Source organism: Amycolatopsis sp. Hca4 (assembly GCF_013364075.1).
In the GTDB taxonomy this organism is placed as follows: domain Bacteria; phylum Actinomycetota; class Actinomycetes; order Mycobacteriales; family Pseudonocardiaceae; genus Amycolatopsis.
Genome location: NZ_CP054925.1, coordinates 2,289,444 through 2,312,436 on the forward strand (window position 1 = coordinate 2,289,444; position 22,993 = coordinate 2,312,436).

Sequence of the window (22,993 nt, forward strand, 5' to 3'; positions counted from 1 at the left end):
GACGCGGGTGCGCGGGTGCACCGGACTGGTCAGCGCTCGCGGCGACCCAGCAGCGCGGTGAGGTCGTCCTCCGGGGTGAGGTAGCTGCCGGACAACGCGTCCGCCTCGCCGCTCAGCAGCCGCAGCAGCATCACCGCCGCGCGCTCCGGCTCCGTGAAGCGGCCGCCGTCACGCTGGTCGGCCAGCCAGTCGCCGATCCCGTTGAGGTGCCGGTCCCGAGTGCGGGCGCGCCGGAGCTGGTCGCCGGTGATGCCGACGTCGACCAGGCCCGGGTGGTAGCTGAACGCCGCCACTCCGCTGCCGGCCAGCTCCGGGGCGAGGTTGTCGGTCAGCTTGATGATCGCGCCCTTGGAGACCGAGTACCCCGACAGGGTCGGCCACCGGTGCTTGCCGGCGGAGCTGACCACGTTGACGATCCGGCCGCTGCGTCGGCTGAGCATGCCGGGCAACGCGGCGCGGATCACCCGAGCCGAGCCCCGGAGGTTGACCGACATGGCGTGCCACCACTCGGCTTCGTCGGTCTCCCACATCGGCCCGACCGGACCCGCCACACCTGCGTTGTTCACCAGGGCGTCCACCGCGCCGAACTCGGTCGTGGCCGCGGCGATCACCTGCGCGGGCGCGTCGCGGTCGGTGACGTCCGCGGACACGGCGAGCACGCCCGTCCCGCGCTCCTGCAGGGTGGACGCCAGCTCGTCGAGCTGCCCGCCGCTGCGGCCGGTGAGCACCAGGTTGGCCCCGGCGTCCGCCAGGGCCCCGGCGAACACCCGGCCGAGCCCGCCGGTGGCTCCGGTCAGCAGGACCGTCATCCCGGTCAGCTTCACCGAGCCCACCGGCTCGGGAACCACCTCCGCCACCACCAGCCGCGAGCGCAGGTACGCCGCCAGCGCGCCCGGCGTCGAGTGGTCGAACACCACCGTCGGCGGCAATGACAGCCCAGAGGCCTTTTCCACCCGGTTGCGCAGTTCCAGCGAGGTCAGCGAGTCGAACCCGATCTCGAAGAAGCCGCGGTCGCCGGGCACGGCGGCGGCATCGGCGTGGCCGAGCACCTCGGCCACTTCGGTCCGGACGAGCCGCTCGAGCGTCGCACGCCGTTCCCCCTCGTCCTGGCCGGCCAGGACGTCGGCCAGCTTCACCCGGGGCTCGGTCTCCGCGTGACCCGCCGGGCGGATCGGCTTGCGCACGTGGTTGCGCAGCAACGGGGTGAGCGGCGCGCTCGCGCTCTCGGACACGTTCCGCGTGTCCAGGCGGAACGGCAGCAGCACCGGTTCACCGAGGCGGACCGCGGTGTCGAACGCCGCCAGCGCGTCCCCGGTCGCCAGCGGAGCGAACCCGAGGCGGGACAAGCGCGCGAGGTCCGTGTGGTCGAGGTGGCCGCTCAGTTCGCTGCGCTCCTCCCACAGGCCCCACGCCAGGGACACCGCGTGCTCCCCAGCCGCGCGCCGGCGCACGGCGAGCGCATCGATGGCGCTGTTGGCCGCGGCGTAGTTCGCCTGGCCCGCGTTGCCCCACGCACCCGCGGCCGACGAACAGACCACGAACCAGGTCAGGCCCCGGCCTCGGGTGAGCTCGTCGAGGTTCGCCACCGCGTCGACCTTGGCCGGCAGCACCGCATCGAGTTCGGCCTCGGTCATCGCGGTGAACACCCTGTCGCGGGACACACCCGCGGCGTGCACCACGCCCCGCAGCGGGAAGGCGTCCGGGATGCGCTCCAGCACCGCGCGCACCTGGTCCCGGTCGGCGGCGTCGCAGTCCTCGACCGTCACCTCGGCGCCCAGGGCGCGCAGGTGCGCGGCCAGCTCCGGCATCCCGGGGGCCTGCGCACCCCGGCGGCTGGTGAGGACCACGTGGCCGACGCCGTACTCGGTGACGGCGTGCCTGGCCAGCGCCGAGCCGACGACCCCGCCGGCGCCGGTGACCAGGAGCGTGGCGGCCGCCCACGCGCCCGGTTCGCAGTCCGGGTGCGCCGCGTCCGCGGCGCGGACCAGCCGCGGCACCCGCGCGGTACCACCGCGCAGCTGCACCTGTGGCTCATCCGAAGCGATCGCGGCGGCCAGCGCCGCGTCGGACTGGGGCGTGCCGTCGACGTCGATCAGCTGCAGCCGGCCGGGGTGCTCGGTCTGCACCGTGCGCACCAGGCCGCCGAGGGCGGCCTGCACCGGGTCGGCCTGCGCGTTGCGGGTGACCAGCGCGAGCTTGCCGCCCCGCTCGTCGGCCACCCACGCCTGCAGGTCCGCCAGCATCCGCACCAGAACGGTGCGCACCTGCGGCGCTACCGGCGCCGCGGGGTCGAACGCGGGCACCGGCACCACCCGCGCCGAATGCCTCCCGCACGACGGCAACCGCACAGGCTCCCAGCCGACCCGGAACAACACGTCGTCGTGCCGCGCCGCGATGGCCCGCAGCTCGTCCGGTCCGACGGCGCGCAGCGCGAGCCGGTCGGCCGTGAGCACGGGCGTGCCTGTGGTGTCCCAGGCGGTGAGCGCGACCGAGTCCGGCCCCGTCGTGCGCAGCCGCACCCGCAGTTCGGACACGCCGGTCGCGTGGACCTCCGCGCCGTTCCAGGAGAACGGCAGCCGCAGCTCGCCGGTGACCAGCGGGTGCAGGGCGGCGTCCAGCAGAGCCGGGTGCAGCAGGTAACGCCCCGCGTCCGCCGGCTCCGGCAGCGCGACCTCTGCGTAGACGTCGTCGCCGCTGCGCCACGCCGCCCGCAGGCCGCGGAAGGCGGGTCCGTAGTCCAGCCCGGACTCGGCCAGCCGCTCGTACAGACCGTCCAGGCCCACCGGGACCGCGCCGGCCGGCGGCCACGCGGCCGGAGCTTCGGGGCCGGCCGAGGTTCGCGGCCGCACCACGCCGGTCGCGTGCTCGGTCCACTGCTCGCCGCCCTCGGGGCGGGAGAACACCCCGACCTTGCGCCAGCCGTCCGGCTCCGGCGCGGACACCTGCACCTGCACGCCGAGGTCCCGGCCGGGCGACAGGACCAGCGGCGCGAAGAACACCAGTTCTTCGACGCGGGCGCACCCGACCTCTTCGCCCGCCCGCGTGGCCATCTCCAGCAGGGCCGTGCCCGGGACGACGACCGCGCCGCCGACGCGGTGGTCGCCGGTCCACTCGACCTTCTGCCCGGACAGCTTGCCGGTGAGCAGCGCACCGCCGTCGGGCAGCGGCACGGCCGCGCCCAGCAGCGGGTGGCCCACCGTGGCCAGGCCCATCGACTCGACGTCGGCGTCCTCCTCGGGTACGTCCAGCCAGAACCGTTCGTGCTGGAAGGCGTACGTCGGCAGGTCGACGTCGCGGCGCGGGCCGCCGGGCAGGACCGCCGCCCAACCGACCGCGATTCCCCGCACGTGCAGCCGGGCGAGCGCTTCGAGCACCGTGCGGTTCTCCGGCCGGCCCTTGCGCAGCGACGGCAGCAGGGTCGCCGTGCCCGCGTCGGCGAGACAGCCGGCCGCCAGCGCGGTCAGCACGCCGTCCGGGCCGAGCTCGAGGAACGTGCGCACCTCCTGCGCCTCGATCGCCCGGACGGCGTCGTGGAAGCGGACGGCCTCGCGGACGTGCCGCACCCAGTACCCCGCCGTGGTGAAGTCGCCCGGTCCGGCGGGCCGGCCGGTCACCGTCGAGACCAGCGGGATCCCCGGCTCGTGGTATTCCAGGCGTTCGGCCACCGCCCGGAACGCGTCGAGCATCGGAGCCATCAGCGGCGAGTGGAACGCGTGGCTGACCGGCAGCGCCCGCGTCTTGTACCCGCGGTCCCGCAGTTGCTCCGCGATGCCCGTGACGACCGCCTCCGCACCGGAAAGCACCGTCGCCGACGGGCCGTTGACCGCCGCGATCCCGGCCGCGGCCTCGTGGCCCGCGAGCAGGGCGGCGACCTCGTGCTCGGGGGCCTGCACGGCGACCATCACCCCACCGGCGGGGAGCTGCTGCATCAGCCGGCCGCGTGCGGCGACCAGCGTGCAGGCGTCGGCCAGCGACAGCACCCCCGCGACGTGCGCGGCGGCGATTTCCCCGATGGAGTGCCCGGCCAGCACGGCCGGCCGTAGTCCCCCGGCTTCGGCGAGCCGGAACAGCGCGACCTCCAGCGCGAACAAGCCCGGCTGCGTGAACTCGGTGCGGCTCAGAGCATCCACGTCCTCGAACACCACGCCCCGGAGCGGCCGGGGCAGGTGCCGGTCCAGCTTCGCACACACCTCGTCGAACGCCGCGGCGAACGCGGGGAACGCGGCATGGAGCTCCCGGCCCATGCCGGCCCGCTGACTGCCCTGCCCGGCGAAGAGGAACGCGGTGCCACCGGCGGACGGACCCGCGGGGGCGGTCACGACGTCCGGGCCGGGCCGCCCGTGGGCCACGTCCTCCAGGCCGGAGACCAGGGCGTGGAGATCATCCCCCAGCAGGACCGCGCGATGCTCGAAGACCGAACGCGACAGCAACGCGTGGGCGACGTCGAGGATGCCGGTGGCCGGGTGGACATCGAGGTGCGCCAGCAGCTTGGCCGCCTGGCCGGCGACCGCCGCCTCGGTGCGCCCGCTGAGCACCCACGGCGCCACCGCGCCTTCGGACGGCCGCACGGAACTCACCTCTTCGGGCGCCGCGGGCTGCTCGATGATCACGTGGGCGTTGGTGCCGCTGATGCCGAAGGAGGACACCGCGGCCCGGCGCACCCCGCCGCGCCGCGGCCACGCCCGCGCCTCGGTCAGCAGCTCGACCGCGCCCGCCGACCAGTCCACGTGCGGGGACGGCTCGTCGACGTGCAGCGTCTTCGGCATCACACCGTGCCGCATCGCCATCACCATCTTGATCACGCCGCCCACGCCCGCGGCCGCCTGCGAGTGCCCGATGTTGGACTTGAACGAGCCCAGCCACAGCGGCTCGGTCCGCTCCCGTCCGTAGGTCTCCACCAGAGCCCCGGCCTCGATCGGATCGCCGAGTGCGGTGCCGGTGCCGTGCGCCTCGACCACGTCGACGGCGGCGCTGGGCAGGCCGGCGTCGGCCAGCGCCTGGCGGATGACCCGCTGCTGGGCCTGCCCGCTCGGTGCGGTGAGGCCGTTGGACGCGCCGTCGGAGTTGATCGCGGTGCCGCGCACGACCGCGAGCACCTGGTGCCCGTTGCGCCGCGCGGCGGACAGCCTCTCCACGACGAGCACGCCCACGCCCTCGGCCCAGCCGGTGCCGTCGGCGCTCGCGGAGAACGCCTTGCAGCGGCCGTCCGGCGCCAGCGCCCGCTGCCGGCTGAAGTCGACGAAGGTGTTCGGTGTCGACATGACGGTCACGCCGCCGACGAGCGCGAGCTCGCACTCGTCCTGCCGCAGCGCCTGAGCCGCCAAGTGCAGGGCGACCAGGGACGACGAGCAGGCGGTGTCCACCGACACCGAAGGGCCTTCCAGGCCCAGCACGTACGAGACGCGACCGGAAGCGACGCTGCCCAGGCTGCCGTTGGTGAGGAACCCGGCCAGGCCGGCCGGGATTTCCCGCAGCCGGGTGGCGTAGTCGTGGTACATCACCCCGGCGAACACGCCGGTGCGGCTGCCCCGCAGCGACCGCGGGTCGATGCCCGAGCGTTCCACCGCCTCCCAGGCGGTTTCCAGCAGCAGCCGCTGCTGGGGGTCGGTCGCGAGCGCCTCCCGCGGGGAGATGCCGAAGAAGGCGGCGTCGAACTCGGCGGCCTCGTGCAGGAAACCGCCGGCCCGGGCGTGGCAGCTGCCGGGGTGGTCGGGATCGCCGAAGAGGGTGTCCAGGTCCCACCCCCGGTCGGCCGGGAAGGGCGTCACGCCCTCCCCGCCGCGGGCGACGAGGTCCCACAGGTCCTGCGGCGTGGCGATCCCACCCGGATAGCGGCAGCCCATGCCGATGATCACGATCGGGTCGTCGTCGCTCCCGGCCGCGGCGGCAGTCACGGTTCCGGCCGCCTCCTCCTCGTCCCTCTCCTGGGCACCGAGTGCCGCGCACAGGTGTGCGATGACTTCGTTCGGGGTCGGGTGGTCGAACAGCACCGTGGGGGCCAGCGGCACGCCGGTCGCCGCGGTCAGCTCGTTGCGCAGCTCCAGCGTGGTCAGCGAGTCGATGCCGAGCGTGGAGAACGCCTGGTCCAGCTGGTCGTCCCGCAGGGCGGCGCGGCCCAGGACCGCGGCAACGCGCCGGCTCACGACCTCGGTCACCCTGGCGGTGTCGGCCGCGGCGACCGCGGCGGCCGCCTTGGCCCGCACCGGCTTGCAGCGGCCGGGGGCCAGGAACGGCGGCAGCGCGCCGGCCACCGCGTCGCGCACGTTCACCTCGGCCGGGGCCAGCACTTCGTCGCCCGCGGCGAGGGCCGCTTCGAAGGCCGACAGCGCCTCCGCGGTGCCCAACGGCAGGATGCCGACGCGGGCGAGCCGCTGCAGGTCCGCCCGGCCGAGGTGGGCGGACAGCTCGCTGCGCTCCTCCCACAGCCCCCACGCCAGCGACAGCGCGGGGTAGCCGTCGGCGTGGCGGCGGCGGACCAGCGCGTCGACCGCGTTGTTCGCGGCCGCGTAGTTCGCCTGTCCGGCTGTGCCCCACCAGCCCGCGACCGACGAGCAGGTAACGAACCACTCCAGGTCGAGGTCCCGGGTCAGCTCGTCGAGGTGGGTGACCGCGTCGACCTTCGCCGCCAGGACGGCGTCCAGGCCGGCCGGGGTCAGCGACCGCACGACCGTGTCGGCGACCGCACCCGCGGCGTGGAACACCCCGCGCAGCGGAAAGCCCGCGGGTACGCGCCCGAGCACGGCCGCCAGCTGCCCGCGGTCGGTGACGTCGCACGCCTCGATCGAAACCGCCGCGCCGAGGTCCCGCAGCTCGGCGGCCAGCGCGCCCACCGCGGCGTTGTCCTCGCCGCGCCGGCTGACCAGCACGACGTGACCGATGTTCCGGGTGCGGACGGCGTGCCGCGCCACAGCGGAGGCGATCACGCCCCCGGCGCCCGTGACCAGCAGGGAGGAGCCGGCCCACGACCCGGGTTCGGCCGCTGTGGCGGTGACCTTGGTCAGGCGCGGCGTCTGCGGCTCGCCGGCGCGCACGGACACCTGGGGTTCCGCGGCGGTGAGCACCGCAGGCAACGCCGCGAGCGAAGCCGGGTCCCCGTCCAGGTCGATCAGCCGGAATCGGCCGGGGTGCTCGGTCTGCGCGGACCGCACCAGGCCCCACACGGCGGCCTGCGCCGGATCGGTCTCCGCGTCCCGCGTCACGAGCACCAGCGGTCCGTCGTGCGGCTCCGCGAGCCACGACTGCACCAGCTCCAGCGTCCGGGCCAGCCCGTCGCGCACGGACGACGGCTCGACGTCCACCCGCCTGCCCGGCGCGCCGGCGGTGGTCAGCTCGGCGGCCTCCCAGGTCATGCGGTAAAGCGGTGCCTGCTGCACGGCGAACCGCTCGGCATCGACCGGGCGCAGGACGAGCGCGCCGTCCAGGACGAGGCCGCCGGCCGGGTCCCACGCCACCAGGGCGACCGAGTCGGGGCCGGTCGCGGTCAGCCGCACCCGCAGCGCCGAGGCCCCGGAGGCGTGCACCCGCACCCCGCTCCAGGTGAACGGCACCCGCGCCGTACCGGTGTCCGGCAGCAGGTGACCGGCGGCCAGCGGGTGCAGCACGGCGTCGAGCAACGCCGGGTGCAGCAGGTGGCCGCCGCCGTCCACCGGCAGCTGCGCCTCGACGAACAGCTCACCCTCGTCCCGCCGGACCGAACGCAGGCCGCGGAACGTCGGACCGTAGGCCAAGCCGCGTCCGCCGAGCTCCGCGTACAGGTCGTCGAGCGCGACGGCCTCGCCCCGTGGCGCCCAGGTGACGGGCCCGGTCGAGGCCGCCACGGACAGGGAACCGGTCGCGTGCAGCACCGACTCACCCTCCCGCTGCGAGTGCACTTCGACCACGTCGCCGCGCACCCGCACCCGCACGTCGGCGGGCACCACCAGCGGGGCCAGCAGGACCAGTTCGCCGACCTGGTCGAACCCCGCTTCCCCGGCCGCGCACAGCACCATCTCCAGCACCGCGGTGCCGGGCAGCACGGCGGTGTCACCGACGCAGTGCTCGGGGAGCCACGGCGCCCGCTCCTCGCCGAGCCGGCCGGTGAGCACGATGCCGTCCTCCAGCGGCACGGCGGCGCTCAGCAGGGGATGCCGGACCTCGGTCAGGCCCGCCGCGGTGACCGCGCCACCGGCGCTGGGAGCGAGCCAGAACCGCTCGTGCTGGAACGCGTACGGCGGCAGGTCGACGGGCTGTGCGCCGGCGAAGTAGGCCGTCCAGCCGACGTCGCCGCCGGCGGCGTGCAGGCGGCCGAGCGCCGCGGCCAGCGCGGCGGGTTCGTCGAGGTCGCGCCGCAGCGACGCGATCGCCACCTCGCCGTCCAGGCTGTCCTGCGCGAGTACGGTGAGCACGCCGTCCGGGCCGACCTCGAGGAAGCGGGTCACGCCGGACTCGCGCAGACGGTCGACGCCCTGGGCGAACATCACCGCGTCGGTGACGTGCCGGACCCAGTGCGCGGCGTCGAAGCCGGTGGCACCCGCCAGGTTCGAGACCACGGGGATGACCGGCTCGCGGAGGTCCAGTTCGGCCGCGACCCGGCCGAACTCCGCCAGCATCGGCGCCATGAGCGGCGAGTGGAACGCGTGGCTCACCGGCAGCCGGCGGGTGCGCCGGCCGCGAGCGGTCCACCCGGCGGCGAGCGCCAGGACCTCGGCTTCGGCGCCGGAGAGGACGATCTCGGCCGGTCCGTTCACCGCGGCCACGCTGACCAGTTCGCCCGTCTGCGGCCGGACTTCGTCCAGGGTCGCCTCGACGGCCACCATCGCCCCGCCGCCGGGCAGCTCCTGCATCAACCGGCCGCGCGCCGCCACCAGCCGGGCCGCGTCCGCGAGCGACAGCACGCCGGCGACGTGCGCCGCGGCGATCTCGCCGATCGAATGGCCCGACACGTGATCGGGGCGCACCTCCCAGTGTTCGAGCAGGCGGAACAGCGCCACCTCCACGGCGAACAAGGCGGGCTGGGCGAATTCCGTGCGCTCCAGCGCGTCCGCGTCGTAGCCCCACATCACTTCGCGCAGCGGCCGGGCCAGGTGCCGGTCCAGCTCGGCCACGACCGCGTCGAAAGCCCGCGCGAACGCCGGGTAGGCCGCGTGCAGCCCGCGTCCCATGCCGAGACGCTGGGCGCCCTCGCCGGAGAACAGGAACGCCGTCCCGCCCGGGCGGGCCACCTCGCGCCCGGTGTCGTCACCCCGCGCGAGCTTCGCGAGAGCGTCGAGGTCACCTCCGGGGACGACCGCGCGGTGTTCGAACGCCGTGCGCCGCGTGGCGAGCGTCAAGCCGATGTCGGCCGTGCCGAGCTCCGGGTGGTCCTCGAGAAAGGCGTGCAGCCGCCGGGCTTGCGCAGACAGGGCCGCGGGTGTCTTGGCGCCGAGCACCCAGGGCACGGCCGTGGTGGACCGCGCACCGGCCGGGACGGGGTCGCCCTGTTCGAGGACGACGTGGGCATTGGTGCCGCTGATGCCGAACGACGACACCGCCGCGCGCCGGACGCCCCCGGTGTCCCAGGCCCGCGGTTCGGTGAGCAGCTCGATCGCGCCGCTGTTCCAGTCGACGTGCGGGGACGGCTCCGTGACGTGCAGCGTCTTCGGCAGGACGCCGTGGCGCATCGCCAGCACCATCTTGATCACCCCGGCGATCCCGGCGGCGGCTTGGGTGTGCCCGAGGTTCGACTTCAGCGAGCCCAGCCACAGCGGGCGGTCGCGGTCCTGCCCGTAGGTGGCCAGCAGCGCGTTCGCCTCGACGGGGTCGCCGAGTTCGGTGCCGGTGCCGTGTGCCTCGACCACGTCGACGTCCGATGCGGACAGTCCGGCGTCCGCGAGCGCGGCGCTGATCACCCGCTGCTGCGACGGGCCGTTGGGCGCGGTGAGCCCGTTGGACGCGCCGTCGGAGTTCACCGCGCTGCCGCGGACCACGGCGAGGACCCGGTGGCCGTGGCGCCGGGCGTCGGAGAGCTTCTCCACGACGAGCACCGCGATGCCTTCGGACCAGCCGGTGCCGTCGGCGTCGGCGGAGAACGCCTTGCACCGGCCGTCCGCGGCGAGGCCGGCCTGACGGCTGAACTCGGCGAACATGCCGGGCGTGCTCATCACGGTGGCGCCGCCGGCCAGCGCGAGCGTGCACTCGCCGCTGCGCAGGGCCTGCACCGCCAGGTGCAGGGCCACCAGCGACGAGGAACACGCCGTGTCGACCGACACCGCGGGACCTTCCAGGCCGAGCGCGTACGCCACGCGGCCGGAGACGACGCTGCCCGCCGCACCGGTGAGCACGTACCCGGCGACGGTGTCGGTCGCCTCGTGCAGCCGGGGACCGTAGTCGCCGGCCATCGCGCCGACGAAAACGCCGGTCCTGCTACCGCGCAACGATTCCGGGTCGGTACCCGCGTGCTCCAGGGCCTCCCAGGAGGTCTCCAGCAGCAGCCGCTGCTGCGGGTCCATCGCCAGCGCCTCGCGCGGGGAGATGCCGAAGAACTCGGCGTCGAAGTCCGCGGCACCGGACAGGAACCCGCCGCGGCGGGCGAAGTCACCGTCCACCGCGCCCGGGTCCCAGCCGCGGTCGGCGGGGAAGCCGCCGACGGCGTCGACCTCGCCGGCGACCAAGCGCCACAGGTCGTCCGCGGAGCTGACACCCCCGGGCAGCCGGCAGCCCATGCCCACGATGACGACCGGGTCGGCTTCGGCGGCCGGTGCGGTCGTGGTCGCCGGGGCGTCGGCGGGCGGGCCGTCGAAGTCACCGAGCACCCGGGCGAGGGTCGCGGGCGTCGGGTGGTCGTACACCGCCGTGGTGGGCAGGCGCTTGCCGGTGACGGCGTTGAGGCGGTTGCGCAGCTCCACGGCCATCACCGAGTCGAAGCCGAGCTGCTTGAAGGTGCGCTTCGGGTCGATCGCGTCCGCCGTCGTCCGCAAGACGACGGACGCTTGGGCGCGGACGAGGTCCACTGTGGACACCTCGGTGGCCTGCGGGCGGATGCCGGGGACCGGCGCGGGAACGGGGGCACCCGTGGCTTCGATCCAGTGCCGCGTCCGCTGGAATGCGTAGGTCGGGAGGTCGCACGCGCGCACCGCGGTGCCAGTCCGGGCCGGCAGCACGGTGTTCCAGTCGATGTCCACGCCGCGGACGAACGCCCCGGCGGCGGAGGTGAGGAACCGGTCCAGGCCGCCCTCGTCCCGGTGCAGCGAGCCGATAGCGGCCGCGTCCGCGACGCCGGCGGCCGCGGCGGTGTCTTCGATGGCCGCCACCAGCACGGGGTGGCTGCTCGATTCGACGAACAGCCGCGCACCGGTGTCCAGCAGGTCCCGCACCGCGTCGGCGAACCGCACGGGTTCACGCAGGTTGCGCACCCAGTAGGCGGCGTCGAGCCGGTCGGTCCAGGCGCAGTCGACAGTGGAGTAGAACGGGATGTCCGCGGTTTGCGGCCGGACGTCGGCCAGCAGTTCCAGCAGCTCTTCGCGGACCGTGTCCACCTGCGGGCTGTGCGAGGCGTAGTCCACCGGGATGCGCTTCGCCCGGACACCGGCCTGCTGCCAGTCGTCGACGAGGCGCTGGACCTGCTCCGGGGGACCGGCGATCACCGTGGCCGCGGGGCTGTTGACGACCGCGACCGCCACCTCGGAGGGCAGCTGCGCCCGCACCTCGTCGGCGGGCCGCGCCACGAACGCCATCGTGCCCCCGCCCGCGAGGCGCCGGGCGATGACCCGGCTGCGCACGGCGACGACGGTGGCGGCGTCCTCCAGGGACAGCACGCCCGCCACCGCGGCGGCCGCGATCTCGCCCTGGGACCCGCCGACCACCGCTCGCGGCACGACCCCGAAGGACCGCCAGAGCGCGGCTAGCGACACCATCACCGCCCACGTGGCGGGCTGCACCACGTCCACGCGGTCGAGTAGCTCACCGGTGCGCAGCACGTGGCCGAGCGACCAGTCGACGTGCGGCGCCAGCGCCCGCTCGCAGCGGGCCACCGATTCGGCGAAGACCGGCGCGGCGTCCAGCAGCTCGCGGCCCATGCCCACCCACTGCGCGCCCTGGCCGGGGAAGACGAACACGGGATCGCTCGCAACCACCTCGCCGACGACCGCCTGCGCCCCGGGGAGCCCCTGCGCCACCCCGGCCAGGCCGGCCAGCAGCGTCTCGCGATCCCGGCCGAAAAAAACGGCGCGGTGGCCGAACAGCGTGCGGGACGCCAGCAGCCGCTCCGCGACACCCGCAGGCTCGAAGTCGCCCGCAACCTCGAGCAGCCGGGCGGCCTGGGCGGTCAGCGCCGCCGGGGTCTTGGCGCTCAGCACCCAAGGCAGCAGGTGCCCGGCGGGATGGGTGGTCACCGGCTGCGGTGCCGCCTGCTGCCCTTCCCAGCCGGCGAGCACGACGTGGCAGTTCGTGCCGCCCATGCCGAAGGAGCTGACCCCGGCAAGCCGCCGCCCGGCCGGAACGTCCCATGTGGACAACCGGGTCTGCACACGCAGCCCCAGCTCCGCGAGCGGGATGCCGGGGTGGGGGTGCTCGTGGTGCAGCGTCGGGGGAAGTGCCCCGTTGCCGATCGACAGCACCGTCTTGAGCAGCCCGGCCATTCCGGCCGCGCCCTCCAGGTGCCCGATGTTGGTCTTCACCGAGCCGACGCGCAGCGGCTCGGTGCGGCCCGGGCCGAACACGGCGCCGAGAGCGCGGGCCTCGACCGGATCACCGACCTGGGTGCCGGTGCCGTGAAGCTCGACGTACTGGACTTCGGCGGGATCGACACCGGCACGCTCGTACGCGTGGCGCAGCACCGCCTCCTGGGCGCCGGCGTCGGGAACGGTGAGCCCGGCACCGGCACCGTCGTTGTTGACCGCGCTGCCGCGGATCACGCAGTGCACCGTGTCGCCGTCGGCGAGTGCCCGAGCGAGCGGCTTCAGCAGCACGACTCCCCCGCCTTCGCCGCGGACGTAGCCGTTCGCGCGGGCGTCGAAGGTGCGGCAGCGGCCGTCCGGCGAGAGGCCGCCGAACTCGGCCGCGGCGAGGGCGCTCTCCGGCACGAGGTTCAGGTGCACGCCGCCGACGAGCGCGGTCTCGCACTCCCCCGAGCGCAGGCTCCCGCAAGCCACGTGTACCGCGACCAGAGCCGACGACTGCGCGGAGTCGATCGTGAAGCTGGGGCCGCGCAGCCCCAGCGCGTAGGACAGCCGATTGGCGATGAGCCCGCGGTTCAGGCCGGTGACGGTGTGGTGCCCGATCGCCTCGGTCCCCTGACCGGCGGTCACGGTGGCGTAGTCCGCCGCGAACGCGCCGACGAACACCCCGACCGGCCGGCCGGCCAGCGTCGCAGGCACGATTCCGGCGTGTTCGAGCGCTTCCCAGCTCAGTTCCAGCATCAGGCGCTGCTGCGGATCCATCGCCGCCGCCTCACGCGGCGAAATGCCGAAGAAACCGGCGTCGAACTGGTCGACGTCGTCGAGGAAGCCACCCCAGCGGGTGCGCGCCCGGCCGGGGCTCGCGCCGTCTTCGCCACCGGCCGGACCCGCGTCCCAGCGAGTCGCCTCGGTGATCGCGTCCGTACCGCCGGCCAGCAGCCGCCAGAACGCGGCGTGGTCGGCTGCCTGCGGGAGCCGGCACGAAAGCCCGATCACCGCTACCGCGTCCGATCCTACGGGGCTCATCGACTTGTCGGACACTTCGCTCCTTCGGTGGATCGGGCGCTCTCCGCGGACGGGCCTGCTCCGCCGAACGTAGGTCCGTCGCGACAGCTCGACGAAAAGGCGTTCCGAGAACCGGAACACACCGTAATCGTGTGGTGACTTTTGGCCGACTCTGGAGAGGTCGCCACCCGGCTCGACGATGCGCGTTCCGGCGTGGCCACTGCGCCGAATGCCAGTCGAGACGGAAATCCGGAGGTCTTGCATGCCGATCATCGATGTCGTGCGCGAAACAGCGCTGGCCGGGCGGCTGGTGCTGTGGGAGGAGTCCGCGCGCGACGGCGCTCAAGGCAAGACGCTCATGAGCGCGGGCTTCCGCGTGGAGTTGGCGCGCGCCCAGGGCGCCGTGTTCGGGGCGGACGGGCCCCGTCACGTGGTGTTCGCGGCCGGCTTCCCCGCCGTGTGCCGGGAGGAGTTCGACGCCACCCGCCGGGTCGCGCTCGAGGCTTCCGACGCGGTGAGCCCGGCCGCGGTGTGCCGGGCGACGTCCGCAGACGTCCTCCAAGCGTGTCGTGCGGTGCAGGGCGCGGCGCACGCGCGCATCATGATCGTGGTGCCCGCTTCCGACGAAATCGCCGACGCGATGGTGCATCGCACCGCCGCCGAAGCGCTGCGCGACGCCGTCGACCTGGTGCGGCTGGTCCGCGACTCCGGCACCGGCGTCATCCCCGATGTCTGCTTCGCCGACGCACCTCGTGCCGACATCGCGTTGATGGCGGCCGCCGCCGGCGAGCTGACCGCCGCCGGAGCGGGCCTGATCATCGTGGCCGACACGACCGGGGACCTGTTGCCCGCGCGGGCGGGCCGGCTCTTCGCCCGGCTGCGCGCCCAGGCCGGGCCGGCCGTGGTGTTCGTCACCCACCTGCACAACGACCTCGGCCTCGGCCTGGCCAACACCCTGGAGGGCGTCCGCGCCGGCGTCCGCGGCGTCTCCTCCTCCTGGCTCGGGGTCGCCGAGCGCAGCGGCATGGTCGCCACCGAACAGCTGCTGTTCCTGCTCGCCCACCGCACCGCGGAACTGCTCGGCGACGACGCGGACCTGTGGCACACCGCCCCCGACCTCACCCGCCTGCCCGCCATCGCCCGTGCCGTCGCCGGCGAAACCGGCCTTCCCCTCTCCGTGACCACCCCGATCGTCGGCACCGGCGTGGGCACCATCTCCACCGGCACCCCCTTCGTCCGGCCCGCCACGTTCCAGCCGTTCGACCCCGAAGCCGTGCTCGGCATCGCACCGACGGTCCTGCTGACCCACCTGGCCAGCGGACGCGTCGTGCGTTCGGTGGCCGCCCGGCTCGGCTACGAACTGACCCGCGAGGAAACCACGACCGCGCTCGAATGGGTGAAATCGGAAGCCTACCGCCGCAACCACCCCGTCATCCCCGACGCGGACTTCGCCGAATTCCTCGCCACCCGACGCGAACCGGCGGCGGTGTGAACGCCACCGGCCTCCCCCCTGCGCTGGCCCGCACGCGGCAGGCCCTGACAACCGGCGAAGCGGTCGTGCTGCCCAACCCATACCCGCTCACCAGTGTCGTCGCCGCCACGCGGCCCGACGTGGTCAACGCCGCCAAAGGCCGACCTGCCGACCAGTCCGTCGCGCTGTGGATCACCGACGACGAACGGTGGGCGGAGCTCGCCCCGTGCCTGGCGCTCGACGCCCCGGCGCGCGCACTCGCCCACCGGCTGCTGGTGGCGGAGCTGGTGACCCTGCTGGTGCCGGTGGACGACCACCCCGCCTGGCTCGCCCCCGCCACCCGGCACGGGAAGGCCCTGCTGTTCGGGGCCCGGTGGCTGCCCCTCGTCCCCGTGCTCGACGGCGTGGGGCGCCTGCACGTCAGCAGCGCCAACCGCACCGGCCGGGCCCCCGTCGCTTCCCCGGCGCAGGCGCGGCGGACCTTCTCCGCCGACGTCCACGTCTTCGACCTGCACGACGGACGGCCCGCCGCAGACCGGCGGGCCACCACGACGCTGGAGCTGCACCCGGACCGCACCCTGACCCATGTGCGGGACGGTGCCCAGGACCGGGCGCACGGTGGCCCCGCCGCCTACCTCGCCCACCTCGCGAACACGTACTCACTGCCCTGATCCGGCCGGCTCCGCGGTCGTTTCGCCGCTCTTCGCGGCCGGCCCGGCGTGGGTACCGAACCACACGACACCTGAATCGATCGGAGAGTGCACAGATGACGGGAACCGCGCTGAGGATCTCGGCTGCCGAGCGCGTGCCGTTCGCCGGGAACGGCCTCGCCGCGGCCGCCGGCCTGTGCGCCGGCAGCCGGGAAGGGCACGTGCTCTACGAGAACGGTGGCCGGGTGCGCTGGGCCGAGGGCGAACTGGCCGTGGTCGAACTCCGTGCCGATGGCCGCGTGTCGGTGGCCGTGGACGGCAGGCGGTCGTCGTTCTCCGGCGGTGGGGCTCCGCTGACGGCCGTCGGTGAGGCGCTGGCCGAGGCGGGGACCGCCGTCGCCGGGGAACGGTGGCGCGCCTACGGCTGGGCGAGCTTCGAACTGAGCCACTTGCTCTCCGGCTCCTCGAGAGGCTCCGAGCCGGTGCTCCGGCTCACCGTACCGGAGCGGGAGATCGAGCTCGACGAGGGCGCGGCGGTGCTCCGGGCCCGGACCGAAGACGAGCTGGGGCCGCTGCGGGAGCGGCTGGCGACCGCCTCCGCCGCCGCGGGAACCGAGCTGGTCGAGGTGGACCTGGAGCAGGGGGCCGAGGCGTACCGCCGGGCGGTGTCCGACGCCGTGGGGGCCATCCGGGCCGGCACGCTCGACAAGGTCATCCTCTCCCGCCGCGTCACCGTGCCCGGCCCGATCGACCTGGCGGCCACGTACCTGACCGGCCGCCGGGCCAACGCTCCCGCGCGGTCCTTCCTCGTGCGCCAGGGAGACTGGGAAGCCGCCGGGTTCAGCCCGGAGATCGTGGCCACGGTGACCCCGGACGGGATCGCCGTCACCCAGCCGCTGGCCGGGACGAGAGCACTGGTGGGTGACGCCGAGCTGGACCGGGCCCGGCGGGACGAGCTCGGCCGCGACCCCAAGGAGGTCTACGAACACGCGATCTCCGTGCGTCTTTCGGCCACCGAGCTGGCGGAGGTCTGCGTACCGGGCAGCGTGCGCGTCGGCGACTTCATGTCGGTCCGGGAACGGGGCAGCGTCCAGCACCTGGGCTCCGAGGTCACCGGCCGGCTGCGACCGGGCACCGGGTGCTGGGCCGCGCTGGCGGCGCTGTTCCCGGCGGTGACCGCGTCCGGGATCCCCAAGGCCGCGGCCTGCCGGCTCATCGAAGAGGCCGAGCCGGGCCACCGCGGGCTCTACAGCGGAGCCGTGCTGACCGTCGACTCGGCCGGCGCCCTGGACGCGGCCCTCGTGCTGCGCAGCATGTTCCGGCGGGACGGGCGGACGTGGCTGCAGGCCGGCGCCGGGATCGTCGCGCAGTCCGATCCGGAGCGGGAGCTGGAGGAAACCCGGGAGAAACTGCGCAGCATCAGCCGCTTCCTGGTGCGAGCCGGTTCCTAGCCGGCCGCCGGGGCCACCTCACCGCGGACGCCCGTCCAGCCACACCGGCAACGACTCCAGCCGCCGGTCGAACACCATGCTCGTCCACACCAGTTCGTCGGCCGGGGTGGCCAGGCTCAGCCGCGGGAACCGGCGGAACAGCGCGGGCAGGGCCACCGACAGCTCCAGCCGGGCCAGCCAGGCACCCACGCACCGGTGCACCCCGCTGCCGAAGGCCAGGTGCGTCGGCTCGTTCTGCCGGTGCGGGCAGACCGCGTCCGCGTCCGCGAACACCCGTGGATCGCGGTTGGCCGCGGCCAGTGACAGCAGCACCGTCGCGTCCTTCGGGATGGTGACCCCGCCCAGTTCGACGTCTTCGGTGGTGAACCGCCAGATGGCGAACGGAAACGGCGGGTGGTGCCGCAGCAGCTCCTCGACGGTGGGCCGCGACCTCGGTCTCGTCGGCCAGCACGCGCTCGAGGAGATCCGGGCGGCGGCTGAGGACGATGGTCCCGTAGGCCAGGGTGGTCGCGGTGGTGGGCGGTCCCCCGACCAGCAGCGCCATGACCGTGCTCAGCAGGTCCCGTTTCCCGATCCGCTCCGGTTTGGCCACCAGCAACGAGATCACATCGTCGCCGGGCTCGGCGCGCTTGCGCTCGATCGTCGCCAGGATGAGGTCGATCAGCTCGTGGTACCAGCCGATCATCTCCGGACTGGCGGTGTCCCGGTCGGTCAGCAGTTCCCGCACCAGCCGGGCCACGTCGGGCCGCCGATCGGCGTCGATGCCGAGCACCATGCCGATGACCTCGGCCGGCAGCGGGTTGGCGAAGCCGGACATCAGGTTCACCGGCCGCTCCCCCGCCCGCCGCCCGAGTTCCTCGGGGCCATCGAGGTGTTCGCGCACCGCCTGCTCCATGCCGGCCCGCCAGCGGCCGACGGAGCCCGACGACATCTCGGCGTGGACCAGCGCGCGCAACCGCCGGTGTTCGGCGCCGTCGGTGTTGAGCAGGTCCCTGCCGGTCGAGCTCAGCGTGTCCTCGGGAACCCGCCGTCCGCCGAACTTGTGCTCCGGCGAACTCAGTGACCGGGGATCGACGGCCAGCCGCTCGTCGCGCAGCCCGGCCTTGACGTCTTCGTACCGGGTCACCAGCCACACCGGCATCCCCTCGGGCAGCATCACCCGGTGCACGGACGCTTCCTCGCGCAGCTTCGCTTAACCCTCGACGTAGTCGCGGTCGTGGGGCGGCCGCGGCAGCAACGGGGGTGTCACGAGCGGCCCCCCGCCTGCGAACAGGGCGGCCAGCTCGGCCACCGTCCGCACGCCCACCAGGTCGTCCTCGTCGACCTTCGTCCGCAGTGCGTCCTCGGCGCCGGCGATGGCGTCCAGCAGCCGCAACGAATCGACGTTGGGCAGGTAGGCGAGCTGGTCCTCCGGCCGGATCCGGTCCGGCGGGATCTCCAGCACCCGCGCCAGCTGCCCGGTCAGGACCTCGACCACGTCGAACCGCGTGCTCACCGTCGTGCCTCCTCCGACAGCCGGCGACGGATCTCCGCGCGCCGCCACTTCCCGCTGGTGGTCCTCGGCAGCTGGTTCCGCGTGACGGTGTGCACCACGACCCCGGACAGCCCGAGCCGCTCGCCGACGGCCTGCCGGACCGCTTCGGCGACGGCCGCCCGGTCCGGGTGCACGGTCTCCACCACGACGACGATCCGTTCGTCCTCGGGTCGGCCACAGCCGCGCAGTGCCGCCGGTACACCCCGGGTGCGTGCTGCGCCACCGCTTCCACGTCCTCGGCGTGCACGTTGCGCCCGCGGACGACGATCATGTCCTTGATCCGGGCGGACACGTGGATTTCGCCACCGCGCAGGAAACCGCGGTCGCCGGTGCGCAGCCAGCCCGCGTGCAGAACCTCCCCGGTGGCCACGGGGTCGTGCAGGTAGCCGCTCATCCGGCTGGGCCCGCGGACCTCCAGCTCGCCGACATGCCCTTCCGGGAGCGCGGTGCCGCCCGCGTCGACGACCCGGACCTCCGTTCCCGGCAGGGGCCGGCCCTGGGCGACCAGGTCCCGGCCCGAGCCACCGGCGGCCGTGCACACCGGACGACCGTCCACCAGGACCGGCGGTCGACGGTCACCGTGGCGGGCACCGAGCCGGGCGCGCCGATCGAAATACCCGCGCAGAACTCGGCCAGGCCGTAGGCTGGCGTCATCGCGGTGCCGGGCAGGCCGTACCGGCCGAGCACCGCTGTGAAGCGGTCGACGGTGCCGGGCGAGACCTGTTCGCCGCCGTTGAGCGCGATCCGCCACCGGCCGAGGTCGATGCCGGACGGATCGTCCGCTTCCGCGGCCGCGACCAGCCGGTCGTAGGCGAAGTTCGGGCCGGTGCAGATTGTGACGCCGTGCTCGGTGAAGTGGCGCAGGGCCTGCGCGGGGTGCCTGATGAACGTCGCCGGGCTGGTCAGGTGCAGGTCGAAGCCCGCGCACAGCGCGATCATCAAGCCGATCATGCCGAAGTCGTGGAACAGCGGCAGCCACTGATAGCCGACGTCGGGCGCGGTCAGTTCGCAGCGTTCGATCGGCGCGAGCGCGCCGCTGAGCACCGCCTGGTGGGTCAGGGACACCGCCCGGGCAGGGAAGTGCTCCCGGAGGTGAACTGCACGATGGCCGGTTCGGGTCCGGAGACGACCACCTCGGTCGGCCGCCGGGACCGGACCGGGCACGAACCGGCGTCGATGACGGTCAGGCCGGGACAGCGTTCGACGACCGGGCCGAGCGCGGCGGTGAACGGATGCCCGGTCACCAGGTGCCGGATTCCCGCGGCCCGGATGTGGGCGGCGAGTTCGTCGGCGACCGCGCCGGCGTCGCGGATCGCGGCCGGTACGGGCAGCACGCAGGCCGCGGCGCCGCTGGACAGGACGCCGATGAGCGCCGGGGGGGAAAGCGGGAGCGGCGGGCAGCAGGATGCCCACCACGGCCCCCGGCCCGGCGCCCGCCTCGAGCAGCTCGCCGGCGACGCCGTTGGCCCGGCGCATCAGGTCGGCACGGGTGAGCACCTCCCCGGAGCCGGGAAAGAGGAAGCGACCGCCGGCAGCCGTTTCCCCGCGATCGGCCAGGACGTCCAGCACGGTTGCGCGGTCAGGGATATTGCCTTCTGCCATGGTGCCTCCCGATGAGGTCTGTCAGCTGGAAGGACAGAACACCGAGACGGACGGTCTAATGCGCAGAAACCGGGCTGTTGCGTCCCAGGGCTTCGTGCGCGGCGACGAACTCGCCCGCGCACTGGGCGATCGCGCACCCGACTTCGCCGGCCAGCAACACCGCGGCGATGATCTCGGCGAGTTTCCGCGCCTTCTCGGACCCGACGCAGTCGACCATGCCGAGCGTCGCCTGGAAGGCCGGAAGGCCCGTCCCACCGCCGACCGTTCCCACGACAAGGGTGGGCAGGGTGAGGGAGATCTCCCAGTCGCCGCCGCTGGTGACGCGGGAGTCGACGATGCCCTGCGAACACTCGCCCAGGTAGGCCATGTCCTGACCGAAGGCCTGGAACAGGGCGGCCATGCCGTTGACGACGTGGATGTTGAGCGAGGAACTGCCGTGGCGCGCCAGCGTGCTCCGGTATGCCTGGACGTACCGGTCCACCCGGGCCACGTCCGTTCGGCCGTGCGAAGCGACGACGTCCGCCGCGAGCACCGCTCGCGCGGTCACCGCTTTGCCCTTCAGCCGCCCGGGAATGGGCTTCTTGTCTTCCGGGTACGGCAGGAACGTTTCCACCTCGACGCCACTGTGGGCGACGATGTACTCCGACACCGCGGCGATCGCCTTGCTCGCCATGTTGCTGCCCATGGCGTCACCGGTGGTGAATTCGGCCGAAACCAGCACCGTGGAGCCGACGTGGTCGTAGCCGAACCGCTGCACGAGCAGGTGCCCGCTCGTTTTCTCCGCCACGGCGGAAAGCACCGCTTCCTGGGCCCGGCACCACACCACGAGGGCTTGGGCATCGTCGAGGGTGTCCACCCGGCAGTGGATGCCCCGCAGGAACCGGTCGGCCGTCACGAGGACTTCGCAGCCCCCCGACGCCCTGAGCATCTTCGCGCCGCGGCTGTAGGAGGCCACCAGGGCACCCTCCATCGTGGCCATCGGAACCACGAATTCGCCCACCGCGTGCCGCCCGTGTACGAGGACGGGACCACAAAGCCCCAGCGGGACGGGGACGGCACCGACGAAGTTTTCGACGTTGCCCGCGACCTCCGATTCGGTGAGCGTCGTCTCCAACGCGGCGATCAGCTCTTCGTCGTGGGCCAGCAGGGCGGCCAGCAGTTCCTCCCGCTGCCGCCTGCTGGTGCGCGAAATGTGCATTTCACATACCATTCCGTGACGGGTTCACCGCGCCACCACTGACGGTTCCGCCGCGGCTTCGACGATGTCGGTGATGCTGCGCAGGGCGTCGTACTCGGCGTACTCGGCCTGCAGCCGCCGCGCGGCGAGGCGGTAGGAATCGTCGTGCAGCACCGCGTGCACCGCCCGGCCGACCGCGGCGGCACTCGGCCGGCTCGTCGCGAGGTTGACGGCCGCGCCGGTCCAGGCGGCGTGCGCGGTGGAGTCCTTCTTCTCCTCGGTCTCCCCCGCCAGGACGAGCGGAACGCCGCGGCTGAGGGCCATCTGCATGCCACCGAACCCGCCGTTGCTGATGAACACGTCGACGTGCGGAAGCAACCGGGTGTACGGGATGTACTCGGCGGCGCGGACGTTGGCGGGCAGCACGCCGAGGTCGCTCACCGGACGGCCGCCGGTGGTCGCGACCACGAGGCAGTCCTGGCCGGCCAGCGCCTCGATGGTGGGCAGCACCAGTTCGGAGAAGTCGGCGTTGCTGACCGTGCCCTGGGAAACGAGGACCACCTGCCCGGCTTCGAGCACCTCGTTCCACCAGTCCGGCAGCGGCACGTCCTGGTGGTCGGCCTCCCACGGCACGCCCACGAACCGGACCGAGGCGGGCAGGTCGCTGCGCGGGTACTCCATGGACGGAATGGACAGGTGCAGGAAGCGATCGGCCACCACGACCTGCGCGTCGAAGTAGGACGGCAGAGTTCCTGTCCCGCCACAGTCGCGGACGAGCTGCTCCGCGAGGCGCTGCGCGGGAGCGTACGCCGCACGCACCTCCGCGTTGAGCCGGGCGTTGCGCTCCCGCCCGGCCGGAGAAGCGTCGGGCAGCAGGCCCAAGCCGAACGGCGGGGTGTCGGCGCTGTACACCGGGAGCACCGTGACACCGAGGCCGATCACCTCGGCCGGCCGGATCCCCGGCGCACCGAGCTGGATCGGCCACAGGCCGTTGAAGTACATCTCGTGCAGCACGATCGTCGGCGTGTCGGGTTGCTGCGCCAGGACTTCCTGGACGGCCTCGTGCTGTTCCCGCATGGGCTTGGCCAGTACCTCGGTGAGGTAGACGGCGATCTGCTCGACCCCCGGCGCGACCCGGGTGAGCTCGGGAACGGACTGGTAGACCTCCGGACCGTCGTAGTCGGCCTGCCCCTGGAGCGGGTGGAAGGCCGCACCGGTGCTCAGAACGGCATCCCGCAGGTTGGTGCCCGTGACGAAGGTGACGTCATGCCCCTCGGCGACCAGGTGCGCGGCGATGGGCCGGAGCGGGTTCACATGGCCGGGAAAGGGAATCGCCGCCATGATCACGCGTGTCATATCTCGACCTCCACAAGTTTCTCCGGGATGGATCGAACCGGCCGGAACAGCGGCAATACGTACGGACCAATTTCGTCAGACGCCCGGAAAAATTTCAACAGACCGTTCCGGCTTT

General features: G+C 73.9%; 11 protein-coding genes and 2 pseudogenes. 4 read left to right on the forward strand and 9 right to left on the reverse strand.

The annotated features are described in order from the left end of the window. Positions 1-29: 29 nt before the first annotated feature. The gene (locus HUT10_RS09780) at positions 30-13,673 is read right to left on the reverse strand and encodes a type I polyketide synthase (protein WP_176170889.1); all 13,644 of its coding nucleotides are present in this window, start codon (positions 13,671-13,673) and stop codon (positions 30-32) included. 226 nt (positions 13,674-13,899) lie between these two features. Between HUT10_RS09780 and HUT10_RS51820 the strand changes: the two genes are divergently transcribed. From HUT10_RS51820 to HUT10_RS09795, 3 genes are all read left to right on the forward strand, one after another. Continuing rightward, positions 13,900-15,129 (forward strand): 2-isopropylmalate synthase, encoded by a 1,230-nt coding sequence (locus tag HUT10_RS51820; protein WP_176170890.1) that lies wholly within the window; start codon positions 13,900-13,902, stop codon positions 15,127-15,129. 65 nt (positions 15,130-15,194) lie between these two features. Then, complete coding sequence (locus HUT10_RS09790; protein WP_176170891.1) at positions 15,195-15,779, forward strand: hypothetical protein; 585 nt, start codon at positions 15,195-15,197, stop codon at positions 15,777-15,779. Between the two features lie 95 nt (positions 15,780-15,874). Then, positions 15,875-17,209, forward strand: a complete 1,335-nt coding sequence (locus HUT10_RS09795; RefSeq protein WP_176170892.1) for a salicylate synthase — start codon at positions 15,875-15,877, stop codon at positions 17,207-17,209. Between the two features lie 18 nt (positions 17,210-17,227). On the opposite strand, the gene HUT10_RS09800 is transcribed toward HUT10_RS09795, so the two are convergent. Beyond that, positions 17,228-17,614, reverse strand: coding sequence for a cytochrome P450 (locus HUT10_RS09800; protein WP_368660826.1), 387 nt, complete (start codon positions 17,612-17,614; stop codon positions 17,228-17,230). Here HUT10_RS09800 and HUT10_RS50800 point away from each other — a divergent pair. Further along, a complete protein-coding gene (locus HUT10_RS50800; RefSeq protein ID WP_254896790.1) occupies positions 17,496-18,272 on the forward strand; it encodes a hypothetical protein in 777 nt (258 codons plus the stop codon). The two genes, HUT10_RS09800 and HUT10_RS50800, sit on opposite strands and share 119 nt — an antisense overlap. Positions 18,273-18,401: 129 nt before the next feature. On the opposite strand, the gene HUT10_RS09805 is transcribed toward HUT10_RS50800, so the two are convergent. The 7 genes and pseudogenes from HUT10_RS09805 to HUT10_RS09830 all read right to left on the reverse strand — a co-directional run bounded on the left by HUT10_RS09805 (position 18,402) and on the right by HUT10_RS09830 (position 22,878). Then, positions 18,402-18,704 carry an acyl carrier protein gene (locus HUT10_RS09805; RefSeq protein WP_176170893.1) on the reverse strand — a complete coding sequence of 101 codons (303 nt, stop codon included), beginning with the start codon at positions 18,702-18,704 and terminating at the stop codon, positions 18,402-18,404. Then, a complete protein-coding gene (locus HUT10_RS09810; protein WP_176170894.1) occupies positions 18,701-18,889 on the reverse strand; it encodes a hypothetical protein in 189 nt (62 codons plus the stop codon). Before HUT10_RS09810 ends, HUT10_RS09805 begins: the two co-directional genes overlap by 4 nt. Before the next feature lie 293 nt (positions 18,890-19,182). Continuing rightward, positions 19,183-19,494, reverse strand: a pseudogene (locus tag HUT10_RS52140) (hypothetical protein); the annotation flags it as partial. Then, positions 19,401-19,907: pseudogene (locus HUT10_RS52145) on the reverse strand (AMP-binding protein); the annotation flags it as partial. The pseudogenes HUT10_RS52140 and HUT10_RS52145, both read right to left, overlap by 94 nt. After that, complete coding sequence (locus HUT10_RS09820; RefSeq protein ID WP_176170896.1) at positions 19,799-20,077, reverse strand: hypothetical protein; 279 nt, start codon at positions 20,075-20,077, stop codon at positions 19,799-19,801. The pseudogene HUT10_RS52145 and the gene HUT10_RS09820, both read right to left, overlap by 109 nt. A gap of 323 nt (positions 20,078-20,400) precedes the next feature. After that, entirely contained in the window at positions 20,401-21,543 is a 1,143-nt protein-coding gene (locus HUT10_RS09825) for a hydroxymethylglutaryl-CoA reductase (protein ID WP_176170897.1), read from the reverse strand. 24 nt (positions 21,544-21,567) lie between these two features. Further along, the gene (locus HUT10_RS09830; RefSeq protein ID WP_176170898.1) at positions 21,568-22,878 is read right to left on the reverse strand and encodes a glycosyltransferase; all 1,311 of its coding nucleotides are present in this window, start codon (positions 22,876-22,878) and stop codon (positions 21,568-21,570) included. Positions 22,879-22,993 lie beyond the last annotated feature (115 nt).

Bases quoted from the DNA above. Each gene is read 5' to 3' on its own strand.
- HUT10_RS09825 (WP_176170897.1), bottom strand. From the start codon at position 21,543: ATGCACATTTCGCGCACCAGCAGGCGGCAGCGGGAGGAACTGCTGGCC.
- HUT10_RS09795 (WP_176170892.1), top strand. From the start codon at position 15,875: ATGACGGGAACCGCGCTGAGGATCTCGGCTGCCGAGCGCGTGCCGTTC.
- HUT10_RS09830 (WP_176170898.1), bottom strand. From the start codon at position 22,878: ATGACACGCGTGATCATGGCGGCGATTCCCTTTCCCGGCCATGTGAAC.
- HUT10_RS51820 (WP_176170890.1), top strand. From the start codon at position 13,900: ATGCCGATCATCGATGTCGTGCGCGAAACAGCGCTGGCCGGGCGGCTG.